The sequence below is a fragment of the Streptomyces sp. NPDC096311 genome, from assembly GCF_044763085.1.
GTDB lineage: Bacteria > Actinomycetota > Actinomycetes > Streptomycetales > Streptomycetaceae > Streptomyces.
Map to the genome: position 1 here is coordinate 360,862 of NZ_JBIWFN010000012.1, position 25,683 is coordinate 386,544.

17 protein-coding genes and 1 pseudogene are annotated in these 25,683 nt (G+C 70.5%); 8 read left to right on the forward strand and 10 right to left on the reverse strand.

What is annotated here, in order from left to right; all coding sequences use genetic code 11:
- Positions 1–15: 15 nt before the first annotated feature.
- The 4 genes and pseudogenes from ACIRA5_RS30230 to ACIRA5_RS30245 all read right to left on the reverse strand — a co-directional run.
- Positions 16–1,968, reverse strand: coding sequence for a substrate-binding domain-containing protein (locus tag ACIRA5_RS30230; RefSeq protein ID WP_403695776.1), 1,953 nt, complete (start codon positions 1,966–1,968; stop codon positions 16–18).
- Complete coding sequence (locus ACIRA5_RS30235; RefSeq protein WP_403695779.1) at positions 1,958–3,502, reverse strand: sugar ABC transporter ATP-binding protein; 1,545 nt, start codon at positions 3,500–3,502, stop codon at positions 1,958–1,960. Before ACIRA5_RS30235 ends, ACIRA5_RS30230 begins: the two co-directional genes overlap by 11 nt.
- On the reverse strand, positions 3,499–4,533 hold the full coding sequence (locus ACIRA5_RS30240; protein WP_403695782.1) for a LacI family DNA-binding transcriptional regulator: 1,035 nt from the start codon (positions 4,531–4,533) through the stop codon (positions 3,499–3,501). The genes ACIRA5_RS30235 and ACIRA5_RS30240 overlap by 4 nt, the downstream gene beginning before the upstream one ends.
- 389 nt (positions 4,534–4,922) lie before the next feature.
- Positions 4,923–5,130 (reverse strand): annotated as a pseudogene (locus ACIRA5_RS30245) (LysR family transcriptional regulator); the annotation flags it as partial.
- A 103-nt stretch (positions 5,131–5,233) separates the two neighbouring features.
- Between ACIRA5_RS30245 and ACIRA5_RS30250 the strand changes: the two are divergent.
- Together ACIRA5_RS30250 and ACIRA5_RS30255 are read left to right on the forward strand one after the other, a co-directional pair.
- Complete coding sequence (locus ACIRA5_RS30250; protein ID WP_403695785.1) at positions 5,234–7,498, forward strand: ATP-dependent RecD-like DNA helicase; 2,265 nt, start codon at positions 5,234–5,236, stop codon at positions 7,496–7,498.
- A 335-nt stretch (positions 7,499–7,833) separates the two neighbouring features.
- Positions 7,834–9,123 carry a citrate synthase gene (locus tag ACIRA5_RS30255; RefSeq protein ID WP_054231840.1) on the forward strand — a complete coding sequence of 430 codons (1,290 nt, stop codon included), beginning with the start codon at positions 7,834–7,836 and terminating at the stop codon, positions 9,121–9,123.
- Positions 9,124–9,703: 580 nt separating this feature from the next.
- Here ACIRA5_RS30255 and ACIRA5_RS30260 read toward each other — a convergent pair.
- From ACIRA5_RS30260 to ACIRA5_RS30275, 4 genes are all read right to left on the reverse strand, one after another.
- Positions 9,704–12,007 (reverse strand): heavy metal translocating P-type ATPase, encoded by a 2,304-nt coding sequence (locus tag ACIRA5_RS30260; protein ID WP_403695789.1) that lies wholly within the window; start codon positions 12,005–12,007, stop codon positions 9,704–9,706.
- A gap of 173 nt (positions 12,008–12,180) precedes the next feature.
- Positions 12,181–12,420, reverse strand: a complete 240-nt coding sequence (locus ACIRA5_RS30265; RefSeq protein WP_403695792.1) for a heavy-metal-associated domain-containing protein — start codon at positions 12,418–12,420, stop codon at positions 12,181–12,183.
- 64 nt (positions 12,421–12,484) lie between these two features.
- Positions 12,485–13,435, reverse strand: coding sequence for a PrsW family intramembrane metalloprotease (locus ACIRA5_RS30270; protein ID WP_403695795.1), 951 nt, complete (start codon positions 13,433–13,435; stop codon positions 12,485–12,487).
- A 130-nt stretch (positions 13,436–13,565) separates the two neighbouring features.
- The gene (locus tag ACIRA5_RS30275; protein WP_403695876.1) at positions 13,566–14,189 is read right to left on the reverse strand and encodes a TetR family transcriptional regulator; all 624 of its coding nucleotides are present in this window, start codon (positions 14,187–14,189) and stop codon (positions 13,566–13,568) included.
- Positions 14,190–14,794: 605 nt separating this feature from the next.
- On the opposite strand from ACIRA5_RS30275, the gene ACIRA5_RS30280 reads away from it, so the two are divergent.
- Both ACIRA5_RS30280 and ACIRA5_RS30285 read left to right on the forward strand, forming a co-directional pair.
- Positions 14,795–17,068, forward strand: a complete 2,274-nt coding sequence (locus ACIRA5_RS30280; RefSeq protein ID WP_403695798.1) for an MMPL family transporter — start codon at positions 14,795–14,797, stop codon at positions 17,066–17,068.
- 44 nt (positions 17,069–17,112) lie between these two features.
- Positions 17,113–18,147 carry a zinc-dependent alcohol dehydrogenase family protein gene (locus ACIRA5_RS30285; RefSeq protein WP_403695802.1) on the forward strand — a complete coding sequence of 345 codons (1,035 nt, stop codon included), beginning with the start codon at positions 17,113–17,115 and terminating at the stop codon, positions 18,145–18,147.
- 108 nt (positions 18,148–18,255) lie between these two features.
- Here the strand turns inward: ACIRA5_RS30285 and ACIRA5_RS30290 are convergent, their stop codons facing one another.
- On the reverse strand, positions 18,256–18,453 hold the full coding sequence (locus ACIRA5_RS30290) for an AlpA family transcriptional regulator (RefSeq protein ID WP_054231835.1): 198 nt from the start codon (positions 18,451–18,453) through the stop codon (positions 18,256–18,258).
- Positions 18,454–19,938: 1,485 nt separating this feature from the next.
- On the reverse strand, positions 19,939–20,868 hold the full coding sequence (locus tag ACIRA5_RS30295) for a sugar phosphate isomerase/epimerase family protein (RefSeq protein WP_403695805.1): 930 nt from the start codon (positions 20,866–20,868) through the stop codon (positions 19,939–19,941).
- A gap of 122 nt (positions 20,869–20,990) precedes the next feature.
- On the opposite strand from ACIRA5_RS30295, the gene iolC reads away from it, so the two are divergent.
- Genes iolC through iolD form a run of 4 tightly spaced genes read left to right on the forward strand, consistent with a single transcriptional unit; the run spans position 20,991 to position 25,669 of the window.
- Positions 20,991–21,974, forward strand: a complete 984-nt coding sequence (gene iolC, locus ACIRA5_RS30300; protein WP_403695808.1) for a 5-dehydro-2-deoxygluconokinase — start codon at positions 20,991–20,993, stop codon at positions 21,972–21,974.
- Complete coding sequence (locus ACIRA5_RS30305; RefSeq protein ID WP_403695810.1) at positions 21,971–22,921, forward strand: deoxyribose-phosphate aldolase; 951 nt, start codon at positions 21,971–21,973, stop codon at positions 22,919–22,921. Before iolC ends, ACIRA5_RS30305 begins: the two co-directional genes overlap by 4 nt.
- 7 nt (positions 22,922–22,928) lie before the next feature.
- Positions 22,929–23,789 (forward strand): 5-deoxy-glucuronate isomerase, encoded by an 861-nt coding sequence (gene iolB / locus ACIRA5_RS30310; RefSeq protein WP_403695813.1) that lies wholly within the window; start codon positions 22,929–22,931, stop codon positions 23,787–23,789.
- Complete coding sequence (gene iolD, locus ACIRA5_RS30315) at positions 23,786–25,669, forward strand: 3D-(3,5/4)-trihydroxycyclohexane-1,2-dione acylhydrolase (decyclizing) (protein WP_403695814.1); 1,884 nt, start codon at positions 23,786–23,788, stop codon at positions 25,667–25,669. Before iolB ends, iolD begins: the two co-directional genes overlap by 4 nt.
- Positions 25,670–25,683 lie beyond the last annotated feature (14 nt).

Genomic DNA, 25,683 nt, shown 5'->3' on the forward strand with positions numbered 1-25,683 from the left:
GGCGGCCCGCTCAGGTCATCCGCCGAAGCCGGCCACATTCTCCTTCGTGACCACCTTCACCGGCACCATCACCGTCTTCTCGACCTTCTTGCCCTCGGCGGCGTTCAGCGCGTTCTCCACCGCGATCCGGCCGAGCTCCTTCGGCTGCTGGGCCACGGACGCGTACATCGTGCCGTCCTTGACCGCCTTCAGGCCGTCCGGTTCGCCGTCGAAGCCGATGACCGAGACCGACGTGCCGGCCTTGGAGCCGAGCGCCTTGACCGCGCCGAGCGCCATCTCGTCGTTCTCGGCGAAGACGCCCTGGATGTCGGGGTGCGCCTGAAGCAGGTTCGTCATCACGTCGAGGCCCTTGGTGCGGTCGAAGTCCGCAGGCTGCCGGGCGACGACCTGGATGCCCGGGTAGGCCTTCAGGCCCTCGGCGAAGCCCGCGCCGCGCTCACGGCTCGCGGACGTTCCGGCCAGGCCCTGCAGGATCACGATCTTGCCCTTGCCGCCCAGCTTCTCGGCCATCGCCTTGGCGCCGAGCTTGCCGCCCGCGATGTTGTCGGAGGCGACCAGCGCGGCCGTGTCGGCCTTGTTCACGCCCCGGTCCACGCCGACGACGGGGATGCCGGCCTTGTTCGCGGAGCGGACCGCCGGGCCCGCCGCGTCCGAGTCCACCGGATTGACGATGATCGAACCGAGACCCGAACTGGTGAAGTTCTGGAGCTGGTTGGCCTGCTGCGAGGCGTCGTTCTGCGCGTCCGTGACCGTCAGGTCCACGCCGAGCCTCTTCGCCTCCTGCTGGGCACCCGACTTGATCTGCACGAAGAACGGGTTGTTCAGGGTGGAGAGGGACAGGCCCACCTTCTTCGTCGCCGACGAGGAGGAGCCGTTGTGCAGGAAGGACATCGCACCGACGACGGCCGCCGCGACCACGGCCGCGATGATGTACGTCGCCGCCTGCTTGCCCCTGCCGCCCGGCGCACCCGTCCCGGCGGCCACCGGCGTCGTCCCGGCCTTGCGCCGCAACGTGTCCAGCAGCACCGCCAGCGCGATCACGACACCGATGACGACCTGCTGCCAGAAGGCGGAGACGGAGAGCAGGTTCAGACCGTTGCGGAGCACCGCGAGTATGAGGGCGCCGATCAGCGTGCCGGACGCCTTGCCGGTGCCGCCCGCCAGGGAGGCGCCGCCGATGACGACCGCGGCGATCGCGTCCAGCTCGTAGCCCTGCGCGGCCTGCGGCTGCGCGGAGGAGAGCCGGGAGGCGAGCACGATGCCCGCGGCGGCCGCGAAGAGACCCGACAGGGCGTAGATCGCGAGCTTCTGCTTCTTCACCCGCAGACCCGAGAGGCGCGCGGCCTCCTCGTTGCCGCCGATCGCGTACATGGAGCGGCCGATGTAGGTACGGCCCAGGATCAGGGCGGTGATCAGGCCCATGACGACCATCACCAGGACCGGGACCGGCAGCCAGCCGCCGAGGGTGTCACCGAGGTGCGAGACCGAGTCGGGGAAGGCGATCGGCGAGCCCTGCGAGATCACCAGGGACAGGCCTCGGCCCACCGACAGCATCGCGAGCGTCGCGATGAACGGCGGCAGCTTCCCGTAGGAGATCAGGACGCCGTTGACCAGGCCGCACGCTATGCCGGTCGCGACCGCGAGGATCACCGCGATCCAGACCGGGACGCCCTCCGATGTCGCCATCCAGGCGAGGACGGTGGCGGACAGCGCGGCGACCGAGCCGACCGACAGGTCGATGCCCGCCGAGACGATCACGAAGGTCACACCGAAGGCGAGGATGGCGGTCACGGCCGCCTGGACGCCGATGTTGAGCAGGTTGTCCGTCGTCAGGAAGTCGCCGGACAGCGCCGACATCGCGATGACGAGGGCGATGAGCGCGGTGAGCGCCCCGTTGTCGAGCAGAAGGCGGCGGACCGCCGAGGCGCCACTCGCGCCCGTAGTGCTCTTGAGCGTGTCAGTGGCCACGGGAGCCCTCCACAGCGGTAACAGTGTTGGTGGTCGGTGTGCTGACGGCGAGTGCCATCACGGAGTCCTGGGTCGCCTCGTCGGCGGACAGTTCGCCCGCGATCCGGCCCTGGGCCATCACCAGCACCCGGTCGCTCATGCCGAGCACCTCGGGCAGATCGCTGGAGATCATCAGGACGGCCGCGCCGGCGGCCGTCAGTTCGTTGACGAGCTGGTAGATCTCGACCTTGGCGCCGACGTCGATGCCACGGGTCGGCTCGTCGAGGATCAGCACCTTGGTGTCGGCCAGCAGCCACTTGCCGATGACGACCTTCTGCTGGTTGCCACCGGAGAGTGTGCGCACGTGCTGGCCGAGACCGGCCATCCGGACGCCGAGCTGCTCGGCGATCCGCGCGGCGGCCACCCGCTGGCCCTTGAGGTCGACGAGCCCGCCATGGGTCGCCGCCCGCATCGTGACCAGGCCGAGGTTCTCCTCGACGGAGGCGTCCAGGAGCAGCCCCTGGCCCTTGCGGTCCTCGGGGATGAGCCCGATCCCGGCCGCCATCGCCGCGTTCACGTCGTGCCGCCGCAGCGCGGAACCGGCGACCTTGACGGCCCCCTTGTCGTACGGATCGGCCCCGAAGACCGCTCGTACGACCTCCGTACGCCCGGCCCCCACGAGCCCCGCGATACCGACGACCTCACCGGCCCGCACCTCGAAGCTCACGTCGTGGAAGACCCCGTCGCGGGTCAGCCCCTCGACGGTCAGCAGGGCGGCCCCGGAGCCGCCGTCACCCGTGGCCCGCACGCGTGGATACTGCTGCTCGATCGACCGCCCCACCATGAGCCGTACGAGCTCGTCCTCGGTGGTGGAGGCCGGGACCTGCCCGACGCTCTTGCCGTCCCGGATGACGGTGACCCGGTCCCCCAGGGCGGCGATCTCCTCCAGGTGGTGCGTGATGAAGACGATGCCGACACCGTCCTCGCGCAGCCGACGCACGATGGAGAAGAGTTTTTCGACCTCTTCGGAGGTGAGCACCGCGGTCGGCTCGTCCATGATCAGCACGCGGGCGTTCAGGCTCAGCGCCTTCGCGATCTCGACCATCTGGAGACGTGCGATGCCGAGTTCACGCACCCGCGCGCGCGGGGAGACGCTGACACCCACCCGCTCCAGCAGTTCGGCGGCCTCGGCCTCCATCGTCTTCCGGTCGATCAGCCCGTAGCGGCGCGGCTGCCGCCCCAGGAAGATGTTCTCGGCGACCGTCAGATCGGGAACGAGGTTGAACTCCTGGTAGATGGTCGCGATCCCGAGGCGCTCGGAGTCCTGCGCACCGTGGATGCGCACCTCCTCGCCGTCGACGAGGACGCGCCCGGAGTCGGGCTGGTAGGCGCCCGAGAGCATCTTGATGAGCGTGCTCTTGCCGGCACCGTTCTCGCCGAGCAGCACATGCACCTCGCCGCGGCGCAGATCGAAGTCGACGCTGTCGAGCGCGACCACGCCGGGGAAGGTCTTTCGGATGCCCTCGATGCGCAGCAACTCGTCCTGGTTGCTCACGACTTGCTCCTGTTCGTTACGGGGGAGTGCGGGGTGGGGGCCGGTTCGCCGCACGAGCGGCGGACGACGAGACGGGCGGCGAGGGTGACCGACTGCGGGGGGCGCCCCTCGATCCGGTCGACGAGCGCGCGTACGGCGGCCCGCCCCAGCTCGCCGGTCGGCTGGGCCACCGCGGTGATCGGCGGATCGGTGTGCACGAACCACGGGATGTCGTCGAACGCCGCGAGCGCGACGTCCTCGGGAACCCGCAGCCCGCGCGCGCGGACCGCGTCCAGCGCGCCGAGCGCCATCAGGTTGTCGGCGGCGAAGACGACCTCGGGCGGCTCGGGCAGGTCGAGGAAGCCCTCGGTGACCCGCCGTCCGCTCTCGGCCTGGAAGTCGCCCTGGCCTATGTAGGCGTCCGGGAGCGGCAGCCCGTGCTCGGCCATGGCCTCCCGGAAGGCCTCCACGCGCTCGCTGCCGGTGGTGGTCGCCGCGGGCCCCGCGATGATCGCGAGCCGGCGGTGTCCGAGCCCGTGCAGATGCGCCACGAGATCCCGGACCGCCGTCCGGCCGTCCGCCCGTACGACGGGCACGTCCACGCCCGGGATCCAGCGGTCCACGAAGACCATCGGCGTCCCCGCACGCGCGGCGTCCAGCATCCCCGGGGAGCCGCCGTCGGCGGGGGAGACGAGCAGTCCGTCGATCCGCCGGTCCAGCAGGGTCCGTACGTGGTGGTCCTGGAGGTCCGGCCGTTCGTCGGCGTTGCCGATGATCACGCTGTAGCCGAGGGCGCGGGCCTCCTCCTCGACGGAGCGGGCCAGCTCGGTGAAGTACGGGTTGAGTACGTCGCTGATGACCAGGCCGAGGGTGCGGGTCTGGTCGGTGCGCAGGGAGCGGGCGACGGCATTCGGGCGGTAGCCCAGGGTCTGCACGGCGGCCAGCACGCGGGTGCGTGCGTCTTCGCTGACCGACGGATGATCGTTCAGGACGCGCGAGACCGTGGCGACGGATACGCCGGCCTCGGCGGCAACGTCCTTGATGCTCGCCATCGCCGCTCCACCTCCTCGTGGAATCGATTACATGGAGGATTGGAATCGATTACACGAGCATTAATCAAGACCTCAACCACATGCCGAGACCGGATCGTGATGAATCGCGCTCGGATGAGCGGGGTGAGATGGGGGCGGGCAGGGGGTGGAGCATCCCCGGGGTACAGGGGTGGAGCACCCCTGGGGGTACGGGGGTGGAGCACTCCCGGGGGTACGGGGGTGGAGCACTCCCGGGGGTACGGGGGTGGAGCACTCCCGGGGGTACGAGGGTGGAGCACTTCCGGGGGTACGAGGGTGGAGCACTTCGGGGCAGGGCGGTGGAGCACCTGTCCCTTGCGGATCGCGGGTGCTCCTGCGGGGCTACTTCAGCCAGTCGGTGCAGCGCGTGGCGGCGATGCGGGCGCCCGTCTTGGTGGTGAGGACGTGGTCAGGTCGACGACCACGCGGCGCCGGCCGGCGCCGCGTCCACGCCCTGACCGGTGAGGATGCCGACCCCGGTGGACGGCGAGTGCGGCACCGCCTCGTGTCCGGCCGCGTCCAGGTCCCGTACGACCTGTGACCCGATCAGCCGGTCCCGCCGATGACTGCGAACTTCATGAGACGCCCTGCGATCCGTCTCCGTCTCCGTCTCCGTCGTCGGCCCGGCGCCGCCGTCTGCCGCGGCGCCCCGGCTGTCAGTCGTCACAGGTACCTTCGGATCATGTCCAATCAGGCGGGGGACCGGCAGGTGCAACTGGCGGTTGTCGAGGGCGTGCTCGAGCGGATCACGTACGCCAACGAGGAGAACGGGTACACGGTCGCGAGGGTGGACACCGGTCGCGGCGCCGGCGACCTGCTCACCGTCGTGGGTGCGCTCCTCGGCGCCCAGGTGGGCGAGTCGCTCCGGATGGAGGGCCGTTGGGGCTCCCACCCGCAGTACGGCAAGCAGTTCACGGTGGAGAACTACACGACCGTCCTGCCCGCCACCGTCCAGGGCATCCGCCGCTACCTCGGCTCCGGTCTGGTCAAGGGCATCGGCCCGATCTTCGCCGACCGCATCACCCAGCACTTCGGGCTGGACACGCTCCAGATCATCGAGGAGGAGCCGAAGCGCCTCATCGAGGTCCCCGGCCTCGGCCCCAAGCGCACCAAGAAGATCGCCGACGCCTGGGAGGAGCAGAAGGCGATCAAGGAGGTCATGCTCTTCCTTCAGACCGTCGAGGTGTCGACGTCGATCGCGGTGCGCATCTACAAGAAGTACGGCGACGCGTCGATCTCGGTCGTCAAGAACCAGCCCTACCGCCTGGCCGCCGACGTCTGGGGCATCGGCTTCCTCACCGCGGACAAGATCGCCCAGTCCGTCGGCATCCCGCACGACAGCCCCGAGCGCGTCAAGGCGGGCCTCCAGTACGCCTTGTCGCAGTCCGCCGACCAGGGCCACTGCTTCCTCCCCGAGGAGCAGCTGATCGCCGACGCGGTGAAGCTGCTCCAGGTGGACACGGGCCTGGTCATCGAATGCCTGGCGGAACTGGCGGAGCCGACCGAGGACGAGAACGAGCCCGGTGGCGTGCGGGAGCCGGGCGTCGTACGCGAGAAGGTCCCCGGTCCCGACGGCGGCCCGGACACGGTCACGGCCGTCTATCTGGTCCCCTTCCACCGCGCCGAACTCTCCCTCTCGGCCCAGCTGTTGCGTCTCCTGCGCACCACCGAGGACCGGATGCCCGGTTTCCATGACGTGGCCTGGGACAAGGCACTGACCTGGCTGAAGGGGCGTACGGGCGCGGAGCTGGCACCAGGGCAGGAGGAGGCCGTCCGGCTGGCGCTCACCAAGAAGGTCGCGGTGCTCACCGGGGGCCCCGGCTGCGGCAAGTCGTTCACGGTCCGCTCGATCGTGGAGCTGGCGCGCGCCAAGCGGGCGAAGGTGGTGCTCGCGGCGCCGACGGGCCGTGCCGCCAAGCGACTCGCCGAGCTGACCGGAGCGGACGCCTCCACCGTGCACCGGCTCCTGGAGCTCAAGCCGGGCGGGGACGCGGCGTACGACAAGGACCGGCCGCTGGACGCCGACCTGGTGGTCGTGGACGAGGCCTCCATGCTCGACCTCCTGCTCGCCAACAAGCTGGTCAAGGCGGTGCCGCCGGGCGCCCATCTGCTGTTCGTCGGGGACGTCGACCAACTCCCCAGCGTCGGCGCCGGAGAGGTCCTGCGCGACCTGCTCGCCGACCGCAGCCCCATCCCCTCCGTCCGTCTGACCCAGGTCTTCCGCCAGGCCCAGCAGTCCGGAGTGGTGACGAACGCGCACCGGATCAACTCCGGGCAGCACCCCGTCACCGACGGCATGAAGGACTTCTTCCTCTTCGTCGAGGACGAGACCGAGGAGGCGGGGCGGCTCACCGTGGATGTGGCGGCACGGCGGATTCCCGCCAAGTTCGGGCTCGACCCGCGCCGGGACATCCAGGTGCTGGCGCCCATGCATCGGGGCCCGGCGGGCGCGGGCACCCTCAACGGCCTGTTGCAGCAGGCGATCACGCCGGGCCGCCCCGACCTCCCCGAAAAACGCTTCGGTGGCCGGGTCTTCCGGGTCGGCGACAAGGTGACCCAAATCCGCAACAACTACGAAAAAGGGGAGAACGGCGTCTTCAACGGCACCGTGGGCGTGGTCACCTCGCTCGACTCCGAGGAGCAGCGTCTGACGGTGCTGACGGACGAGGACGAGGAAGTTCCCTACGACTTCGACGAACTCGACGAGCTGGCCCACGCGTACGCGGTGACGATCCACCGCTCCCAGGGCAGTGAGTACCCCGCGGTGGTGATTCCGGTCACCACCGGCGCGTGGATGATGCTCCAGCGCAATCTGCTCTACACGGCGGTCACCCGGGCCAAGAAGCTCGTCGTCCTGGTGGGCTCCCGCAAGGCGATCGGCCAGGCGGTCCGCACGGTGTCGGCAGGCCGCCGCCACACATCCCTCGACCACCGCCTCACCACCTGAGGGCCCCGGGTCTTCAGGGGTGCGGGGAACTGCGCGACCAGCCCCCACCGGCCCGCAGCCGAAAGAGACGCACCACGGGGTCCGGGGCGGAGCTCCCGGGGGGAGGGGACACCCACCCCAGGCATCACAAAAAATGATCGATCAAATGAGTCGCAAAGGTCACACAGCACTTCCGGAACCAGGGCGAACGGGGGCAGGATGAGCAGGTTGGCGGCACTGAGTGCCGCCAATAGGCCCAATGGTCGACCCCGAGTGCACTCTCCAGGGCCAAATGGGGGATGGTAGAGACAGTCAGGGCACCTCGAAGAAGAGGCACAACGTCGGTGAGGGATGACGTGAGCGACAACTCTGTAGTACTGCGGTACGGCGATGGCGAGTACACCTACCCGGTGATCGACAGCACCGTCGGCGACAAGGGCTTCGACATCGGGAAGCTCCGCGCCCAGACCGGGCTGGTGACGCTGGACAGCGGGTACGGCAACACCGCCGCGTATAAATCCGCGATCACCTACCTCGACGGTGAGCAGGGCATCCTCCGGTACCGCGGCTACCCGATCGAGCAGCTGGCCGAGCGCTCCACCTTCCTTGAGGTGGCCTCTCTGCTGATCAACGGTGAGCTGCCGAACGTGGACGAGCTCTCCACCTTCAAGAACGAGATCACGCAGCACACCCTGCTGCACGAGGACGTCAAGCGCTTCTTCCAGGGCTTCCCGCGCGACGCTCACCCGATGGCGATGCTGTCGTCGGTGGTCAGTGCCCTGTCGACGTTCTACCAGGACAGCCACAACCCGTTCGACGAGAAGCAGCGTCACCTTTCGACGATCCGCCTTCTCGCCAAGCTTCCGACGATCGCGGCGTACGCCTACAAGAAGTCGATCGGTCACCCCTTCGTCTACCCGCGCAACGACCTCGGGTACGTCGAGAACTTCCTGCGCATGACCTTCTCGGTCCCCGCGCAGGACTACGAGCTCGACCCGGTCGTCGTCGCCGCGCTCGACAAGCTGCTCATCCTGCACGCCGACCACGAGCAGAACTGTTCGACCTCCACCGTGCGTCTGGTGGGCTCGTCGCAGGCGAACATGTTCGCGTCGATCTCCGCCGGCATCAGCGCGCTGTGGGGCCCCCTGCACGGTGGCGCCAACCAGTCCGTGCTGGAGATGCTGGAGGGCATCCAGGCCTCCGGCGGCGACGTCGACTCCTTCATCCGCAAGGTGAAGAACAAGGAGGACGGCGTCCGTCTGATGGGCTTCGGCCACCGCGTCTACAAGAACTTCGACCCCCGGGCGAAGATCATCAAGGCGGCGGCGCACGACGTCCTCTCGGCGCTCGGCAAGTCCGACGAGCTGCTGGACATCGCGCTCAAGCTGGAGGAGCACGCGCTCTCCGACGACTACTTCGTCTCGCGCAGCCTCTACCCGAACGTGGACTTCTACACCGGTCTGATCTACCGCGCCATGGGCTTCCCGACCGAGATGTTCACGGTCCTGTTCGCCCTCGGCCGCCTCCCGGGCTGGATCGCCCAGTGGCACGAGATGATCAAGGAGCCCGGATCCCGCATCGGCCGCCCGCGCCAGATCTACACGGGCGTCGTCGAGCGCGACTTCGTCCCGGTCGAGGCCCGCTAGGCCCGAGGCACTCGCAAGAAAAACGGAAAGCGCCCTGCTACCGGTCCCCCCACGGGCCGGCAGTCAGGGCGCTTTCCTTGTCCCGGTGCGGATTCCCCCCACGGGATCCGGCCGGGCGTCTGTGGACAGCGCCTGAATCGCTGCGAGCGTGCTGACGCGTTGCTCCCGGCCGGCCGGGCTGACCGGACCGGCCGTGAGCAAAACGAGCAAAACTCTCTGTACTACTGCGGTGCTGATGTGCTGCTGGGGTGCGGTCTGCCGGGACCCGTACCGACGGGAGGGCCGCTCAAAGCTCCCCGCTGCACGTGCCCCGGCAACGCAGTTCCGGGAACGTCCCCCAAGACATCCCCAGATGTCAGAGACGCCCCCCAAGACGTCTCCGGCATCGCCAACTTAGACTCACGAACCCCTTCGATGGTTACGTTCGCATCACTGTGATCTGCGTCTCTTGCGTATGTCCTGAAGATACGCAAGAGACTGATATGGCAAATCGAGACCCAAGCGTAAGGAAGATGCGCGAGCCTTGTGAAGAGCTTATGTGAGGCTCCCGTTGGACTCTAGGGGGACTCTTACTCCGTCGTCATGAGAATGTCCTGAGTCGAAGGCTGTTTGTCACCACGAACACCGACGAGAAGGCCATCGCGGCCCCCGCGATCATCGGGTTGAGGAGTCCGGCCGCGGCGAGCGGCAGCGCCGCCACGTTGTATCCGAACGCCCACACCAGGTTGCCCTTGATCGTGGACAGGGTCCTGCGCGACAGCCGGATCGCGTCCGCCGCCACCCGCAGATCCCCCCGGACCAGCGTCAGGTCGCTCGCCTCGATCGCCGCGTCCGTGCCCGTCCCCATCGCGAGGCCGAGGTCGGCGGTGGCGAGGGCCGCCGCGTCGTTCACCCCGTCGCCGACCATCGCCACGGTCCGCCCCTCGCTCTGGAGGCGCTTGACGACGGCGGCCTTGTCCTCGGGCAGCACCTCGGCGATCACATTCCCGGGGTCGATGCCGACGGCATGCGCCACGGACCGGGCGACCGCCCGGTTGTCCCCGGTGAGCAGAACCGGCGTGAGCCCCAGGCCGCGCAGTGCGCGCACCGCCTCGGCGCTGGTCTCCTTGATCGCGTCGGCGACGGTCACGACACCGAGTGCCACCCCGTCCCGGGTGACCACGACGGCCGTCCGTCCGTCCGTCTGTGCCTCGGCCTTGGCGCGGGCCAGCGCCTCCGGGAGCTCGCCTTCGTGGAGCCGTCCCACCTGGATGTCGTGACCCTCCACGCGCCCGCGTACGCCGAGCCCGGGGACGTTCTCGAAGTGCTCCACCGGAGGGAGGGCGCCAGTCCGCTCCTGAGCGCCCGCGGCGATCGCGCGGGCCACCGGATGCTCGGAGGCGTGTTCCAGGGCGCCTGCGAGCCGCAGGAACTCCTTCTCGTCGGTGTCGGCGACGGCGTACACCTCCCGCAGTGTCATCCGTCCCGTCGTCACCGTGCCGGTCTTGTCCAGGACGACCGTGTCGACGCGGCGCGTGGACTCCAGGACCTCGGGGCCCTTGATGAGGATGCCGAGTTGGGCGCCGCGGCCCGTGCCGACCATCAGGGCGGTCGGGGTCGCGAGGCCGAGGGCGCAGGGGCAGGCGATGATCAGCACCGCGACGGCCGCGGTGAAGGCGGCGACCGTGTCGCCGGTGACGCCGAGCCACACCCCGAAGGTGCCGAGCGCGATCACCAGCACCACCGGCACGAAGATCCCGGAGATCCGGTCGGCGAGGCGCTGCACCTCGGCCTTGCCGTTCTGCGCGTCCTCGACAAGTCGGGCCATCCGTGCGAGTTGGGTGTCGGCGCCGACCCGGGTCGCCTCGACGACGAGCCGTCCGCCGGCGTTCACGGTCGCGCCGGTGACGCCGGAACCCACCGTCACGTCCACCGGCACCGACTCGCCCGTCAGCATGGCGGCGTCGACGGCGGAGGAACCCTCCACCACCGTCCCGTCGGTGGCGATCTTCTCGCCGGGCCGTACGACGAAGCGGTCGCCCGTCGCCATCCGCGCGACCGGGATACGGACCTCACGGCCGTCCCGCAGTACCGCGACGTCCTTGGCCCCCAGCTCCATCAGCGCCCGCAGCGCCGCTCCGGCCCGCCGCTTGGAGCGGGCCTCCAGGTAGCGGCCCAGCAGGATGAACGCGACGACACCCGCGGCGACTTCCAGATAGATCGTCGACGACCCCTCCGTACGCGAGACGGTGAGGTCGAACCCGTGCCGCATGCCCGGCATGCCCGCGTGCCCCCAGAACAGCGCCCACAGGGACCAGCCGAACGCGGCGAGCGTGCCGACCGAGACGAGGGTGTCCATGGTGGCCGTGCCGTGCCGCGCGTTGGTGAGCGCGGCCCGGTGGAAGGGCAGCGCGCCCCAGACCACGACGGGCGCGGCCAGGGTCAGCGAGAGCCACTGCCAGTTGTCGAACTGCAGCGCCGGGACCATCGACATCAGGACGACGGGGAGGGCGAGCAGGGCCGACACGACGAGCCGTTCGCGCAGGGAGGCGAGTTCGGGGTCCTCGTCGGCGCCGACGGCATCGGTGGCCCGTTCCGGCGTCTCGAGGCGCGGCGGCGGGGGTTCCTCGGCCGTGTATCCCGTCTTCACGACGGTGGCGATGAGGTCGGCGACCTGTACCCCCACCGGGTATGAGACCTTCGCCTTCTCCGTCGCGAAGTTGACCGTGGCGGTGACGCCGTCCATGCGGTTGAGCTTCTTCTCGACGCGGGCCGCGCAGGAAGCGCAGGTCATTCCGCCGATGGCCAGCTCCACCTCCGACGGCGCGGCTGTCGCGGTGGTCGGGGTGGTCGCGGTGGTCTGCGCCGTCTCGGCTATGGCCGGCTCGGGTGCTGCGGTGGTCATGGTCGGGCTCCAGGGAATGAGCCGGGCCGTACGGAGCCAGTATCAGCTGGTCGGTACGGCCCGGTGTGGAGAGCTGCGTGAAGTGCTGGGTGGTGCGTGGCGAACGGGTGATGCGGGTGATACGGGGAACGGGAAGGCGCGGGGGAGCGACTGCTGAGTGCGGGGCCGGTGACTCACGCCTGGCCGGCGAGCTCGAAGCCCGCCTCGTCGACGGCGGCGCGCACGGCCTCCTCGTCGAGCGGCGCCGCGGAGACCACGGTCACCTCGCCGGTGGCGGCGACGGCCTTGACCGAGGTGACGCCGGGGATCTCGGAGATCTCGCCGGAGACGGAGCCCTCACAGTGCCCGCAGCTCATTCCGCTCACCTGGTAGACGGTCGTGACGGAACCCGGGGTCTCGGTCTGCGTGGTCATGGCGTACTCCTCGTCGAGGCGTGTGAGGTTCGGGTGACTTGCTCAGGCGACCAAGACTATACCCCTAGGGGGTATTTCTCCAAGCAAAGTCGCGGCGTGTCAGCGAACGCACCCAGCCGACCCCCGCGAGCGCCACGATGATCAGGCCACCCACCGAGAACAGCGTGAAGAGATGTTTCTGCTCGTCGGTGGGGCTCTGCAGGTACCCCAGTCCGAACAGCGTCCGGTCGAGCCCCGTCGTGGTCAGCCGCGCGACCAGCCAGAGCGCGATGCCGTGTGTCGAGTCCCACAGGGCGTGCAGCAGCGACACGCCGACGTAGGTGCCCGCCACCGGGCCGGCGTACTGGAAGCGCCCGTGCGGGTGGCGGTACGTGAGCAGCACCGCGCCCGTGATCGCCGTCCACAGGCCGTGCCCGAAGGGGGTGAGCAGCCCGCGCAGGATCTCCGTCTCCAACAGTGCGCGCAGATCCAGTCCCTTGAGGGAGACGGCGGCGTTGAACGCGTACCCCGCGCTCTCCAGCGCCGCGAAGCCGAAGCCGACGCTCGCGCCGAGCACGAGGCCGGCCCGCAGTCCCCGGAGCCGGGGGTGGCGGCGCAGGACGAACGCCAGCGCGGTCAGCTTCGCCGCCTCCTCGACCAGTCCGACGCCGACGCACCTCGACGGCGAGGGGTGGAGCAGGTGGTTCTCCATCACCGACGCGCCCAGCACCCCGAGGGTCCCGCCGGTCAGGAAGCAGCCGAGGATCACCTGGACGCCGAGGTCGCGGCCGTGGCGCTCGTACGCCCAGAGTGTGAAGACGACGGGGGCCAGGAAGCTGCCGAGCAGGATCAGGGTGGGCAGCAGCGTGGTGTTCCTCGTCGTGTAAGTGACGATCGCCGTCAGCGTCCAGAGCGCGAGCCCGCCGCCCAGGCAGCGTCGCCACAGTCCGCTGCGGATCTGGGGGTACGACGGTGGGGGCTGCTGGGGTCCGGGAATGCGGGCCCGGGGCGCGCCGGGCGGCTGATTCTGGGTCACGGCTTGCCCCTTGGGCTCGGTCTGATTTATCCGAACCTTATGGCACATGTCTGCTTTGTCGCAGTATGGGGTACTCCGCCACGGCCGGCGCGCGAGTGGCCGCGCTCGACGGCCGGGTCGCCGTGTGTGGTCAGGGGGTTGGGGCCGTGAACCCCGCGGGGTCGGCGGTGAGGTCCGCCGGGGTGAGTGTTCTGTCGCGGATCATCGGCTCCAGGTAGCGGAGCAGGACGTCCTTCAACTCTCGGATGTACGCCTCGCGCTCGGCTCCCTGGTTCGAGAGGACCAGCTCCAGGCCGGCCTTGTAGATGCCCAGGCACACGTGCGCGATGCGCGTGACCTCGGTGGCGGGTGCGTCGGACATGAGGGAGGAGAGCAGCCCCTCTATCCGCGAGATCAGGGTCGCGTGCAGGGCGTCGTGCTCCTCGGCGATCCGGCCCGGGATGTCGGGGCCGTGCATCAACGCGAAGAACACGGGGTGATCGCAGTTGAAGGCGATGAACCGGTCGACCGCGGCGCCCACGGCCTCCTCCAGCGGGGTCGCGGGGTCGACCGGGGCCAGTGCCTCGCCGTACGTGTCGCGCATCTCGTGCATGAGCCGGTCGCCCAGTTCGATCGCGATGGCCTCTTTGTTCGGGAAGAACTGGTACAGCGTGCCCGGTGAGACGCCCGCCTCGCGGGCGATGGCGTTGGTGCTGGCAGCGGTGTAGCCGGTGGTGCAGAAGACGGAGGCGGCGGCCTCCAGCAGCTGGGCGATCCTGCGCTCGCCGCGGGCCTGCCGTCGGCGGGGCCGCTCGTCGGCGGTCTGTGCGTCGGCGGTCCGTGCGTCGGCGGTCTCTCTGTCGACGGTCTGCGCGTCGGCGGTCCGCTGCGTCTCGGGCTTGTCGGGCACGAGTTATCCCCAGCTCTCCGAACGTGATTGACAAACGCGAGCGGTCGCTCGCATTCTAGTGAAACGCGAGCGATCTCTCGTGTTTGCCATTCTATGGCAATGGTCGACCCCTGCCACCTGCGCACACGACCGGATGGTTGGACGGACGCCGCCAGGCGGACAGGGGGTCACGGTGAAGGGGACACCGCACGATGACCGAAGTCAACAGCGCGGATGACGGCCACGGGAGCGGCGCGGAGCGCGGGAGGGGCGCGAGCGTCGACGCGAGCGCGGGCGACGAGCCGCAGGTGGGCGGAGGTCCGCCGGAGAGCGGAAGTCCGCCGGGGAAGAGCGGTCCGCGGGCGGGTGGCGGCCGACGGGCGGGCGACGGCAGAGGGGTGAGCGACGGTCAACGGGTGGGTGACGGTCAACGGGTGAGTGGTGGCCCGCGAACCGGTCGCGGTGTCCGGGTCGGTGGCTGGACCCGGTTCGTGACCGCGCGCCCCCGGCTCTCCCTGCTCGTCGCGCTGCTGCTCACCGCGCTCGCCGTGGTCGCCGGCAGTGGGGTCGCCGACCGGCTGGGCAGCGGCGGCTGGCAGGACCCGACCGCCGAGTCGACGTACGCGACCAAGGCGCTGGAGCGGGAGTTCCCCGCCTCGCAGCCCAATCTGCTGCTCCTGGTCGACTCGGGGCGTGCCACGGTCGACGCTCCCTCGGTCGCGGCCGAGGCGAAGCGGCTCGCGGCGCGGCTCGCCGACGAGCGGGGCGTCACGGGGGTCGCTTCGTACTGGGCGTCTGGCGCGCCGGCGCTGAAGGCGAAGGACGGACACGAGGCGCTGATCGCCGCGCGGATCACGGGCGACGAGAAGACGGCGAGCGAGACCCTGGACCGCCTGGCGCCCTCCTACCGAGGGACACACGGGCCCGTCGAGGTCAGGGTCGGCGGCCCGGTCGCGGTGCAGCACGAGATGCAGACGACCATCCGCGAGGACCTGACCCGGGCCGAGATGATCGCCCTGCCGGTGACCCTCGTGCTGCTGGTGATGGTCTTCGGCAGCGCGATCGCGGCCCTGCTGCCGCTCGGCGTGGGCATCGTCGCGATCCTGGGCACGAACGCGATACTGCGCGGCCTCACCGAGTTCACCGACGTCTCGGTCTTCGCGATGAACCTCACCACGGCCCTGGGACTCGGCCTCGCCATCGACTACGCCCTGTTCATCGTCCGCAGGTTCCGCGAGGAGCTGGCCAAGGGCGCCGTGCCTTCCCCAAGCTCTCCACCGCGTTCAAGCAGGGAAGACGCCATCAGGGCCATCGCCACGACCCTGCGCACCGCGGGCCGCACGGTCCTCTTCTCCTCCCTCACGGTCGCCGTCTCCCTGGCCGCGATGCTGCTCTTCCCGCAGTACTTCCTGCGCTCCTTCGCCTACGCGGGCATCGCCGTGGTGCTGCTGGCCGCGGCCGCCGCCCTGGTCCTGCTCCCGGCGGCGCTGGTGCTGCTCGGCCACCGGGTGAACTCGCTGGATCTGCGCCGCCTGTTCCGGCGCGGAAGGCCGGCGGCGAGCGCGGACGGGGCCGCCTGGGGACGCATGGCCTCACTCGTCATGCGCAGGGCGCCGGTCTTCGCCGTCGCCACCACCGTCGGGCTGATCGTGCTCGGACTGCCGTTCCTGGGCGTGAAGTTCGGCACCGCGGACGACCGCCAGCTGCCCTCGGGCGCCGAGTCCCACGTCGTCCAGCAGCACATACGGGACGGCTTCCCGGGCAGCCCCGGTGGCGCCCTGGAGGTGCTCGCGGAGGGCCGGGCGACCGAGGCCCAGTACACGGCCTACAAGGACCGGATCGCCGCGCTGCCCGAGGTGCTGCGGGTGGACGGGCCCCTGGCGCAGGGCGACTCGGCCTACTTCACGGTGCTGCCGAAGGGCGAGGCCGTCGGCGACGGAGCCCAGCGGCTGGTGCGCGAACTGCGAGCGACACAGGCCCCGTTCGACACGGCGGTGACCGGCACGGCGGCGGTGCTGGTCGACTCCAAGCACGCGATAGCCGACCGGCTCCCCTGGGCCGCGGCCTTCATAGCGATCGTCACCCTGCTCCTGGTCTTCCTCCTCACCGGCAGCGTGCTGATCCCGATCCAGGCGGTGCTGCTCAACGCGCTCAGCCTGACGGCGATGTTCGGCGCGGTGGTCTGGGTCTTCCAGGACGGCCATCTGTCGGGCCTGCTCGGCTTTATTAGCCCGGGATCGATAGAGACGACGCTTCCCGTCCTCATGTTCTGCGTCGCCTTCGGCCTCTCCATGGACTACGGAGTCTTCCTGCTCTCCCGGATGAAGGAGGAGTACGACCACACGGGCGACCACCGGGAGGCGGTCCGCTTCGGCCTCCAGCGCACCGGCGGACTCATCACCGCGGCCGCGGTCATCCTCGCCGTGGTGATGGTCGCGATCGGCACCTCACGCGTGACCAACACCAAGATGCTCGGCCTGGGCATCGCGCTCGCCGTGCTGATGGACGCGATGGTCGTCCGCAGCCTGCTGGTCCCGGCGGTCATGCGCCTCACGGGCCGCGCGACCTGGTGGGCACCGGGGCCGCTGCGGCGCTTCCACGACCGGTTCGGACTGAGCGAGGGCGAGGCGGAGCCGGACGGCACCCGGCAGGCGGACGACCGGGAGCACGACAGGGAGGACGACCAGGAACACGACCGGCAGCACGACCAGGAGGGCGGCAGGGAGGACGACAGGAAGCGGGACAAGGTCGAGGCGCGCGGATAGCGTTCGCTCCGGAAGGGTGATCTTCGGACGGAGGGGCGAGACGGATGCGGGCAGTGGTGTTCGAGCGGTACGAGGAGCCGGCCGAGGTGCGTGAGGTGGCGGACCCGGTGCCCGCGGAGCACGGGGTGGTGGTGCGGGTCGAGGCCACCGGGCTGTGCCGCAGCGACTGGCACGGCTGGATGGGGCACGACCCGGACATCACCCTGCCGCATGTGCCGGGCCACGAACTCGCGGGGACCGTCGAGGCGGTCGGTGCGCGGGTGACCGGCTGGCGCCCCGGCGACCGGGTCACCGTCCCGTTCGTCTGCGCCTGCGGGACGTGTCCCTCCTGCGCGGCGGGTGACCAGCAGGTGTGCGAGCGGCAGACCCAGCCGGGGTTCACCCACTGGGGTTCCTTCGCCCAGTACGTGGCACTCGACCACGCCGAGGTGAACCTGGTGGCGGTGCCGGACGAGCTGTCCTTCGCGACGGCGGCCTCGCTGGGCTGCCGGTTCGCCACGGCGTTCCGCGCGGTGGTCGCGCAGGGCCGGGTGGCGGCGGGGGAGTGGGTCGCGGTGCACGGCTGCGGAGGCGTGGGACTGTCGGCGGTGATGATCGCGGCGGCGGCCGGGGCGCGGGTCGTGGCCGTGGACCTCTCACCCCAGGCCCTGGACCTGGCGCGGAAGTTCGGCGCGGTGGAGGTCGTGGACGCCTCGCGGGCCGGGGACACGGCGGCGGCGGTCCGGGAACTGACCGGCGGCGGCGCCCATCTCTCCCTCGACGCGCTCGGCTCCCCGGTCACCTGCGCGGCCTCGGTGAACGGTCTGCGCCGCCGGGGGCGCCACGTCCAGGTCGGTCTGCTGCCCGAGGACCCCGCGGTTCCGATGGCCCGGGTGATCGGCCTCGAACTCGAACTCCTGGGCAGCCACGGCATGCAGGCACACGCCTACCCCCGCATGCTCGAACTGGTCCGCGCCGGGGTCCTCCGCCCCGACCTCCTGGTCACCTCCACCATCCCGCTGGACGCGGTCCCCGCGGCCCTGGCGGCGATGGGGACGGTGCCGGGGGCGGGGGTGACGGTCATCGAACCGTGGAGCTGAACCCGGACAGGGGCTGTGCCCCGCACCCGGGCGAGGGGCGGGGCACAGCGCGTGGGCACAGCGCGTGGGCACCGTGAGTGCGTGTGACGAGCGGGGCGGGGCGCGTGGTCAGTCTCTTCGACCGCGGTTTCCGGGGCGGGAGGCGACCCAGGCGCGGACGGTGTCCGCGTACCAGTAGGGCTTCCCGCTCTCCACGTGGTCGGGCGGCGGCAGCAGTCCGTGCTTGCGGTACGACCGCACGGTGTCCGGCTGCACCTTGATGTGCGCCGCGATCTCCTTGTACGACCAGAGCCTACGGTCGGTCATGAGTGGCACCTCCCTGCGCGCGCCGCGGCGGCGGCCGAGGGGTGGCCGTCGGGGGAGCCGGGTGCTGCGCTGGCGATCACAAAGCCTGCGCCCGTTGAACGACACAGAGTGACCGCAGGACAGGGCCTGTTGGCCGGGTGTGACGCAAGACCCGCGTACACGTGACATGTGTGACAGGGCGGTGGTTTTTGTGACACGCGTGACGCATTCGCGCCGAGGGGACCGTCGGGACGTATACGTGTCGGTGGCCGTTGGCGGGCCGGGTGCGTCGTGCGTACGTGAGCGGTGGGCCGGACCTGCTCCAGGTCAGGCCCAGGCCCACCGGCTCCCCGCATCCCCCTCGGAAGCCGTCCGCATCCCCCGTCGGATCAGCCGCCGGAAGTTCAGCCGGCAATCAACGGAGCCCACCGGTCTTGGAAAAGATCGCACCCAGGCCACTTTGATCGCTCCGGTCGGGGGAGAGCACCAGGCTGGTCGCCTCCCCGGCCATCCGATCGGTCCCCGGCGGACCGGGCCCTGGAACCGGCTGCGCTCCGTGGGCTGCCGTGAACTCCCGCGGTGTGCACCCGGTCATCGCCCGGAACTCGCCGCTGAGGTGGGCCTGGTCGTAGAACCCGCAGGCCGCCGCCGTTCTTTGCCTGTGAGCGTCCCGCGGCGAGCAGTCGGCGGGCCCGTTCCAGTCGCAGCACCGGGGCCGCCGCCTTGGGGCCGAGCCCGATCTGCTCCCGGAAACGATTCTCCAACTGCCGTACGCTGCAGCCGACATCCTCGGCGAGCCGGGCCACCGGCAGCGCGCCCCAGGTCCGTTGCAGCTGCGTCCACGCCCGCACGACCCGTGCCGAACCGGGCGTCCCCGCCGAGCGCCGGCGCACGAGGACGTCGTCCAGCAGTTCGAAGCGTTCCGGCCATCCCGGCAAGGCGGCCAGCGCGGCGGAGAGTTCACCGACGCTCCGCAGGCGGCGCCCGCCCGGGCCCGCGTCCCGCGAGCCCAGTCCATGCGGGAACTCGTCGGGATCCAGGGTGCGGTCGGCGAGTTCGTACTGCGGTGTGCCGAAGAGTTTGAATCCTCACCTCCGTGAACGGAGGTGATTCCTGGCTCACGCTGCCTCTCGGACCGGCGGTCCGTCAGGTCTTCCACGATCAACACCAGCCGGGCTGAAGCCGGCCCGGACAGCTCACCTGCTGCAAGGTCACACAACTTCAAGGAGACGCCGCGTGCTCGGCTCTCGCGACACATCGTCTGCGTTTGACGCCACTGGCACGCCGGTCCGCCCCGGGGGCGAACCGGCCGTTCCTGCCGTGTCGCACGGGTGTCCGATTCCTCCCGGGCCTGAAGACCGGGGCGTCCTCTGGGGAACCCCCATGGCGCAACGCGGCACGGCGACGCCGGAAGGCCCGCCGAGCCCCGAGCTCTCGACGGGCCCCACGGCCCCCCCGCGGAGGGTCAGGCTCCGCGGGACGCTGTGAAGCGGTCACATCGAACGGTCAGGCCCCGCAGGACCTCAGGAACGCCCGGGTGCGCTGGGCGATGGGCAGCGGCTTGTCCGGCGGGCACGGGTACATGTCCTGCTCGACGATGGCGAAGAGTTCGACGTCGAGCCTCTGGGCGGCGGCGAGGACGGGTTCGAGGGCCGGTACGCCGGACGGCGGTTCGCACATCACGCCCTTGGCCACCGCGGGCCCGAACGGCACCTCGTTCGCCCGCACCTCGGCCAGGATCAGCGGATCCACCTGCTTGAGGTGGAGGTAGCCGATGCGCTCCCCGTAGGTCTCGATGAGCTTGACGCTGTCGCCGCCGCAGTACGCGTAGTGGCCGGTGTCCAGGCACAGCGACACCAGGGAGGAGTCGGTCGCGTCGAGGAAACGCGTGACGTTCTCCTCGCTGTCGATGTGCGTGTCCGCGTGCGGGTGGACGACGATCTTCAGCCCGTAGCGCTCCCGCACCTCATGGGCGAGCCGCTCGGTCTGAGCGGTCAGATTGCGCCACTGCGTCGGCGTCAGCGCGCTGTCCTCCAGCACCTCGCCCGTCTTGTCGTCCCGCCAGAACGCCGGGATGACGACGAGGTGCTCGGCGCCCATCGCCTGGGTGAGCGCGGCGATGTCCGAGACGTGCGCCCAGGTGGCGTCCCACACCTCGGGACCCCGGTGCAGTCCGGTGAAGACGGTGCCGGCCGACACGGTGAGCCCGCGCCGCGCGGTCTCCTCCTGGAGCACCGCCGGATCCGTGGGCAGATAACCGTAGGGGCCCAGCTCGATCCACTCGTACCCGGACTGGGAGACCTCGTCGAGGAAGCGCTGCCAGGGGACCTGCTGAGGGTCGTCGGGGAACCAGACGCCCCAGGAGTCCGGAGCCGAACCGATCCGGATGCGGGACAGTGAGGACTGAGGTGATGCCTGCGGTGACAACGACGTCATGGGCGTCAGCTTCGGGTGGCACGAGGGAGGTGTCAAGGCCTGGTCCGAATGTCCGGACAAACTGTTGACAGGGCTCCCCGTGCGGCGCTAGACCTTGGGGGAGCCGAAGCGAAGGGAACTCGATGGCGTACGACCTGATCACCATGGGGCGGATCGGTGTGGACCTCTACCCGTTGCAGACGGGGGTCCCGCTGGCGCAGGTGACGTCCTTCGGGAAGTTCCTGGGCGGCTCGGCGACGAACGTCGCGGTGGCCGCGTCCCGGCTCGGACGGCGTACGGCGGTGATCACGCGCACCGGTGACGACCCCTTCGGCGCGTACCTCCACGAGGCGCTGCGCGGCTTCGGCGTGGACGACCGCTGGGTCACCCCGGTCGCCGGGCTGCCCACCCCGGTGACCTTTTGCGAGATCTTCCCGCCCGACGACTTCCCGCTGTACTTCTACCGGCAGCCCAAGGCCCCGGACCTGGAGATCGACGCGCACGACCTCGACCTGGACGCCGTCCGTGAGGCGCGCATCTTCTGGGTGACCGGGACCGGCCTGAGCGAAGAGCCCAGCCGGACGGCGACGCTCGCCGCGCTCGCCCACCGCGCCAAGTCCGCCACGACGGTCTTCGACCTCGACTGGCGGCCCATGTTCTGGAACAACACAGCCCGGAAGAACACAGCCCCGAAGGACCCCGAGGACTCCGCCCGGGCCTTCTATGCCGAGGCCCTGCGCCACACCACCGTCGCCGTCGGCAACCTCGACGAGGTCGAGATCGCCACCGGCGTCCGCGAACCGCACGCGGCCGCCGAGGCCCTCCTCAAGGCGGGCGTCGAACTCGCCGTCGTCAAACAGGGCCCCAAGGGCGTCCTCGCCGTCCACCGCGACGGCACGTCGGCCGAGGTCCCGCCGCTCCCGGTGACGGTCCTCAACGGCCTCGGCGCCGGTGACGCGTTCGGCGGCTCCCTCTGTCACGGCCTGCTCGCCGGCTGGGACCTGGAGCGGATCATGCGGTACGCCAACGCGGCCGGTGCCATCGTCGCCTCCCGGCTGGAGTGTTCCTCCGCGATGCCGACCCCCGAAGAGGTCGAGGACGCGCTCACGGCGGGAGCGGTCCGATGAGGGCGGGACGCGTGGGACACGAGGGCGGAGACCCCGTCCTGCCCCCGGCTCCCCCCGTGCCGCTGAGAACCGTCGACGCGGCGGAGCTCGTCCGGCTCCGCGCCCACCGCCCCGAAGCCATCGCCGAGGCCGCCGCGCGCCGCCCCCGCCGCCCCCTCGTGGGCGACAACGGGCGGCTGATGATCATCGCCGCGGACCATCCGGCCCGCGGAGCGCTCGCCGTCGGCGACCGCAAGCTCGCCATGGCGAACCGAGCGGACCTCCTGGAACGGCTCTGCCTCGCGCTCTCCCGCCCCGGCGTCGACGGCGTCCTCGCGACCGCCGACATCCTCGACGACCTGCTGCTCCTGGGCGCCCTCGACCACAAGGTGGTCCTCGGCTCGATGAACCGCGGCGGCCTCCAGGGCGCCTCCTACGAGCTGGACGACCGTTTCACCGGCCACCGTCCGCAGGACATCGAGCGGCTCGGCTTCGACGCGGGCAAACTGCTGCTGCGCATCGACTACGACGATCCGGGCTCGCTGAACACCCTCGAGTCCACCGCCCGCGCGATCGACGAGATGGCGGAGCGTCATCTCCCGGTCTTCGTCGAGCCGTTCCTCAGCCGCCGCACCCCCGAGGGCAGGCTGGTCAACGACCTGAGTGCCGAGGCCGTCATCAAGTCCATCGCCATCGCCAGTGGCCTGGGCGGCAGTTCGGCGTACACCTGGCTGAAGGTCCCCGTCACCGACAACCCGGACGACATGGCCCGGGTCATGGAGACCTCCACCCTGCCCGCCGTCCTGCTCGGCGGGGATGTCGGCGAGGATCAGGAGAGCGCGTACGAGAAGTGGCGCGGCGCGCTCCAACTGCCCACCGTGCAGGGCCTGGTCGTCGGCCGCTCGCTGCTCTACCCGGCCGACGGGGACGTGACCGCCGCGGTGGACACCGCCGTAGGACTGCTGTGAGGACCCGATGACGGACCCCAGGACGCACTCGACGACGGACGCGCCCCGGAGCGAGCGCCTGTACGTGCCCAAGGGCGCCACCGCAGGCGGGCTGTACGCCGTCGACATCGACCCCAAGTACACCGGCTGGACCCACAGCAGCCTGCGCGTGGTCGACCTCGGACCGGGCGGCACCCACACCTTCACCACCGGCGACAGCGAGTGGATCGTGCTTCCACTGGGTGGCGCCTGTACGGTGCGCACAGAGGACGAAGAGTTCCAAATCCTGGGCAGGGAAAGCGTGTTCGCGGGGGTCTCCGACTTCGTGTACGTGCCCCGTGACGCCCGGGCCCAGATCGCCTCCGGTGCGGGAGGCCGCTTCGCCCTGGCAGGAGCGAAGTGCGAGCGCCGACTCCCCGCCCGCTACGGCCCCGCGCCGGAGGTCCCCGTCGAAGACCGAGGCAGTGGCAACTGCGCACGTCAGGTGCGCAATTTCGCCTCCGCCGACGCCTTCGAGTGCGACAAGCTCATCGCCGTCGAGGTCATCACCCCCGGCGGCAACTGGTCCTCGTATCCGCCGCACAAGCACGACGAGCACCGGCCCGGTGTCGAGTCGGAGCTGGAGGAGATCTACTACTTCGAGATCGACGGCCCGAACGGATTCGGCTATCAGCGCGTATTCCCTTCGCGCGAGGGCGGATCCGATGTCCTCGCCGAGGTCCGCACCGGCGATGCCGTCCTCGTCCCCGACGGATGGCACGGCCCGTCCATCGCCCAGCCCGGCCACACCATGTACTACCTGAACGTGATGGCCGGACCGGGCGAGGAGAGGGAGTGGCGGATCTGCTTCCACCCGGGACATCTAGAGAGCACAGAGGGATACCGATGACCTCAACGACGAGGCTGACGGTCGCACAGGCGCTGGTGCGCTTCCTGGCCGCCCAGTACACGGAGCGGGACGGCGAGCGGCGGCGGCTGATCAGCGCCACCTGGGGCATTTTCGGTCACGGCAACGTCGCCGGACTCGGCCAGGCGCTGATCGAGTACGCCGACGAGATGCCCTACCACCAGGGCCGTAACGAGCAGTCGATGGTGCACGCGGCGGTCGGCTTCGCACGCCAGTCCAACCGGCTGTCGGCGCACGCCGTGACCACCTCCATCGGACCCGGCGCCACCAACCTCGTCACCGGCGCCGCGCTCGCGACGATCAACCACCTCCCGGTGCTCCTGCTGCCCGGCGACATCTTCGCGACCCGCCCCGCCGACCCGGTCCTCCAGCAGCTCGAAGTCCCCTACGCGGGCGATGTGTCGGTCAACGACTGTCTGCGCCCGGTGTCGAAGTACTTCGACCGCGTCACCCGGCCCGAGGCGCTGATCCCCGCCGCCCTGCAGGCCATGCGCGTGCTCACCGACCCGGTCGAGACCGGCGCCGTCACGCTCGCGCTGCCGCAGGACGTGCAGGCGGAGGCGTACGACTGGCCGGAGGAGTTCTTCCAGGAGCGGACCTGGACCGTGCGCCGTCCGGCGGCCGACGCCTGCGAGCTGGCCGCCGCCGTCACGGCGATCCGCGAGGCCCGGCGCCCGCTGATCATCGCGGGCGGCGGGGTCCACCACAGCCGCGCCGAGGACGTGCTCGCCGAACTCGCCGCCACCACCCGCATCCCCGTCGCCTCCACACAGGCGGGCAAGGGATCACTGAAGTGGGACCACCCGCAGGACGTCGGCGGTGTCGGACACACCGGCACGGCGACCGCGAACGAGCTCGCCCGCACCGCCGACCTGGTGATCGGCGTCGGCACCCGCTACACCGACTTCACCACCGCCTCCGGCACCCTCTTCACCGCCTCGAACGTCCGCTTCCTGAACCTCAGCATCGCGCCGTACGACGGTCACAAGCTGTCGGGGATCCCGCTGATCGCGGACGCGCGGGCCGGGCTTGAAGCGCTCACGGAGGCGCTGCTGCTGCACGGGCACCGCGTCGAGCCCGCGTACGCCACCGAGTACACGGACGACAAGGAGCGCTGGGAGTACCGCGTCGACGCGGCGTACGAGGCCGAGGACATCGACATCCGGCCCACCCAGCCGCAGGTCCTCGGCGTCCTCGACGAGCTCGTCACCGAGGACGACATCCTGATCAACGCGGCCGGATCGCTCCCCGGTGACCTGCACAAGCTGTGGCGGGCCCGGTCGCGCGACCAGTACCACGTCGAGTACGGCTACTCGTGCATGGGCTACGAGATCCCGGCCGCGATCGGCGTCCGGATGGCGGCCCCCGACCGGCCCGTGTGGGCGCTGGTCGGCGACGGTACCTACCTGATGATGCCGACCGAGATCGTCACCGCCGTGCAGGAGGGCGTCGCGATCAAGGTCCTCATACTCCAGAACCACGGGTACGCCTCCATCGGCGGCCTCTCCGAGTCCGTGGGCGCCGAGCGGTACGGCACCGCCTACCGCTACCGCTCCGAGGACCGTACGTACACGGGCGCGCCGCTGCCCGTCGATCTCGCCGCCAACGCGGCCAGCCTCGGCATGCGGGTGCTGCGCGCGAAGACCGTCCGTGACCTGCGGGCGGCTCTTGCCGAGGCGCGCGCCGCGGACACTCCCACATGTGTCTACGTGGAGACCGAAACGGCAGACACAGTGTCGGGCGCGCCCCCGGCCCAAGCCTGGTGGGATGTACCTGTGGCCGAGACCGCGACCCGATCGTCGGCGGTCAAGGCACGTGAGGAGTACGACCGGCACGTCGCCGCCCGACGCCGCCATCTGTGAAGGAGTTTTTGGCC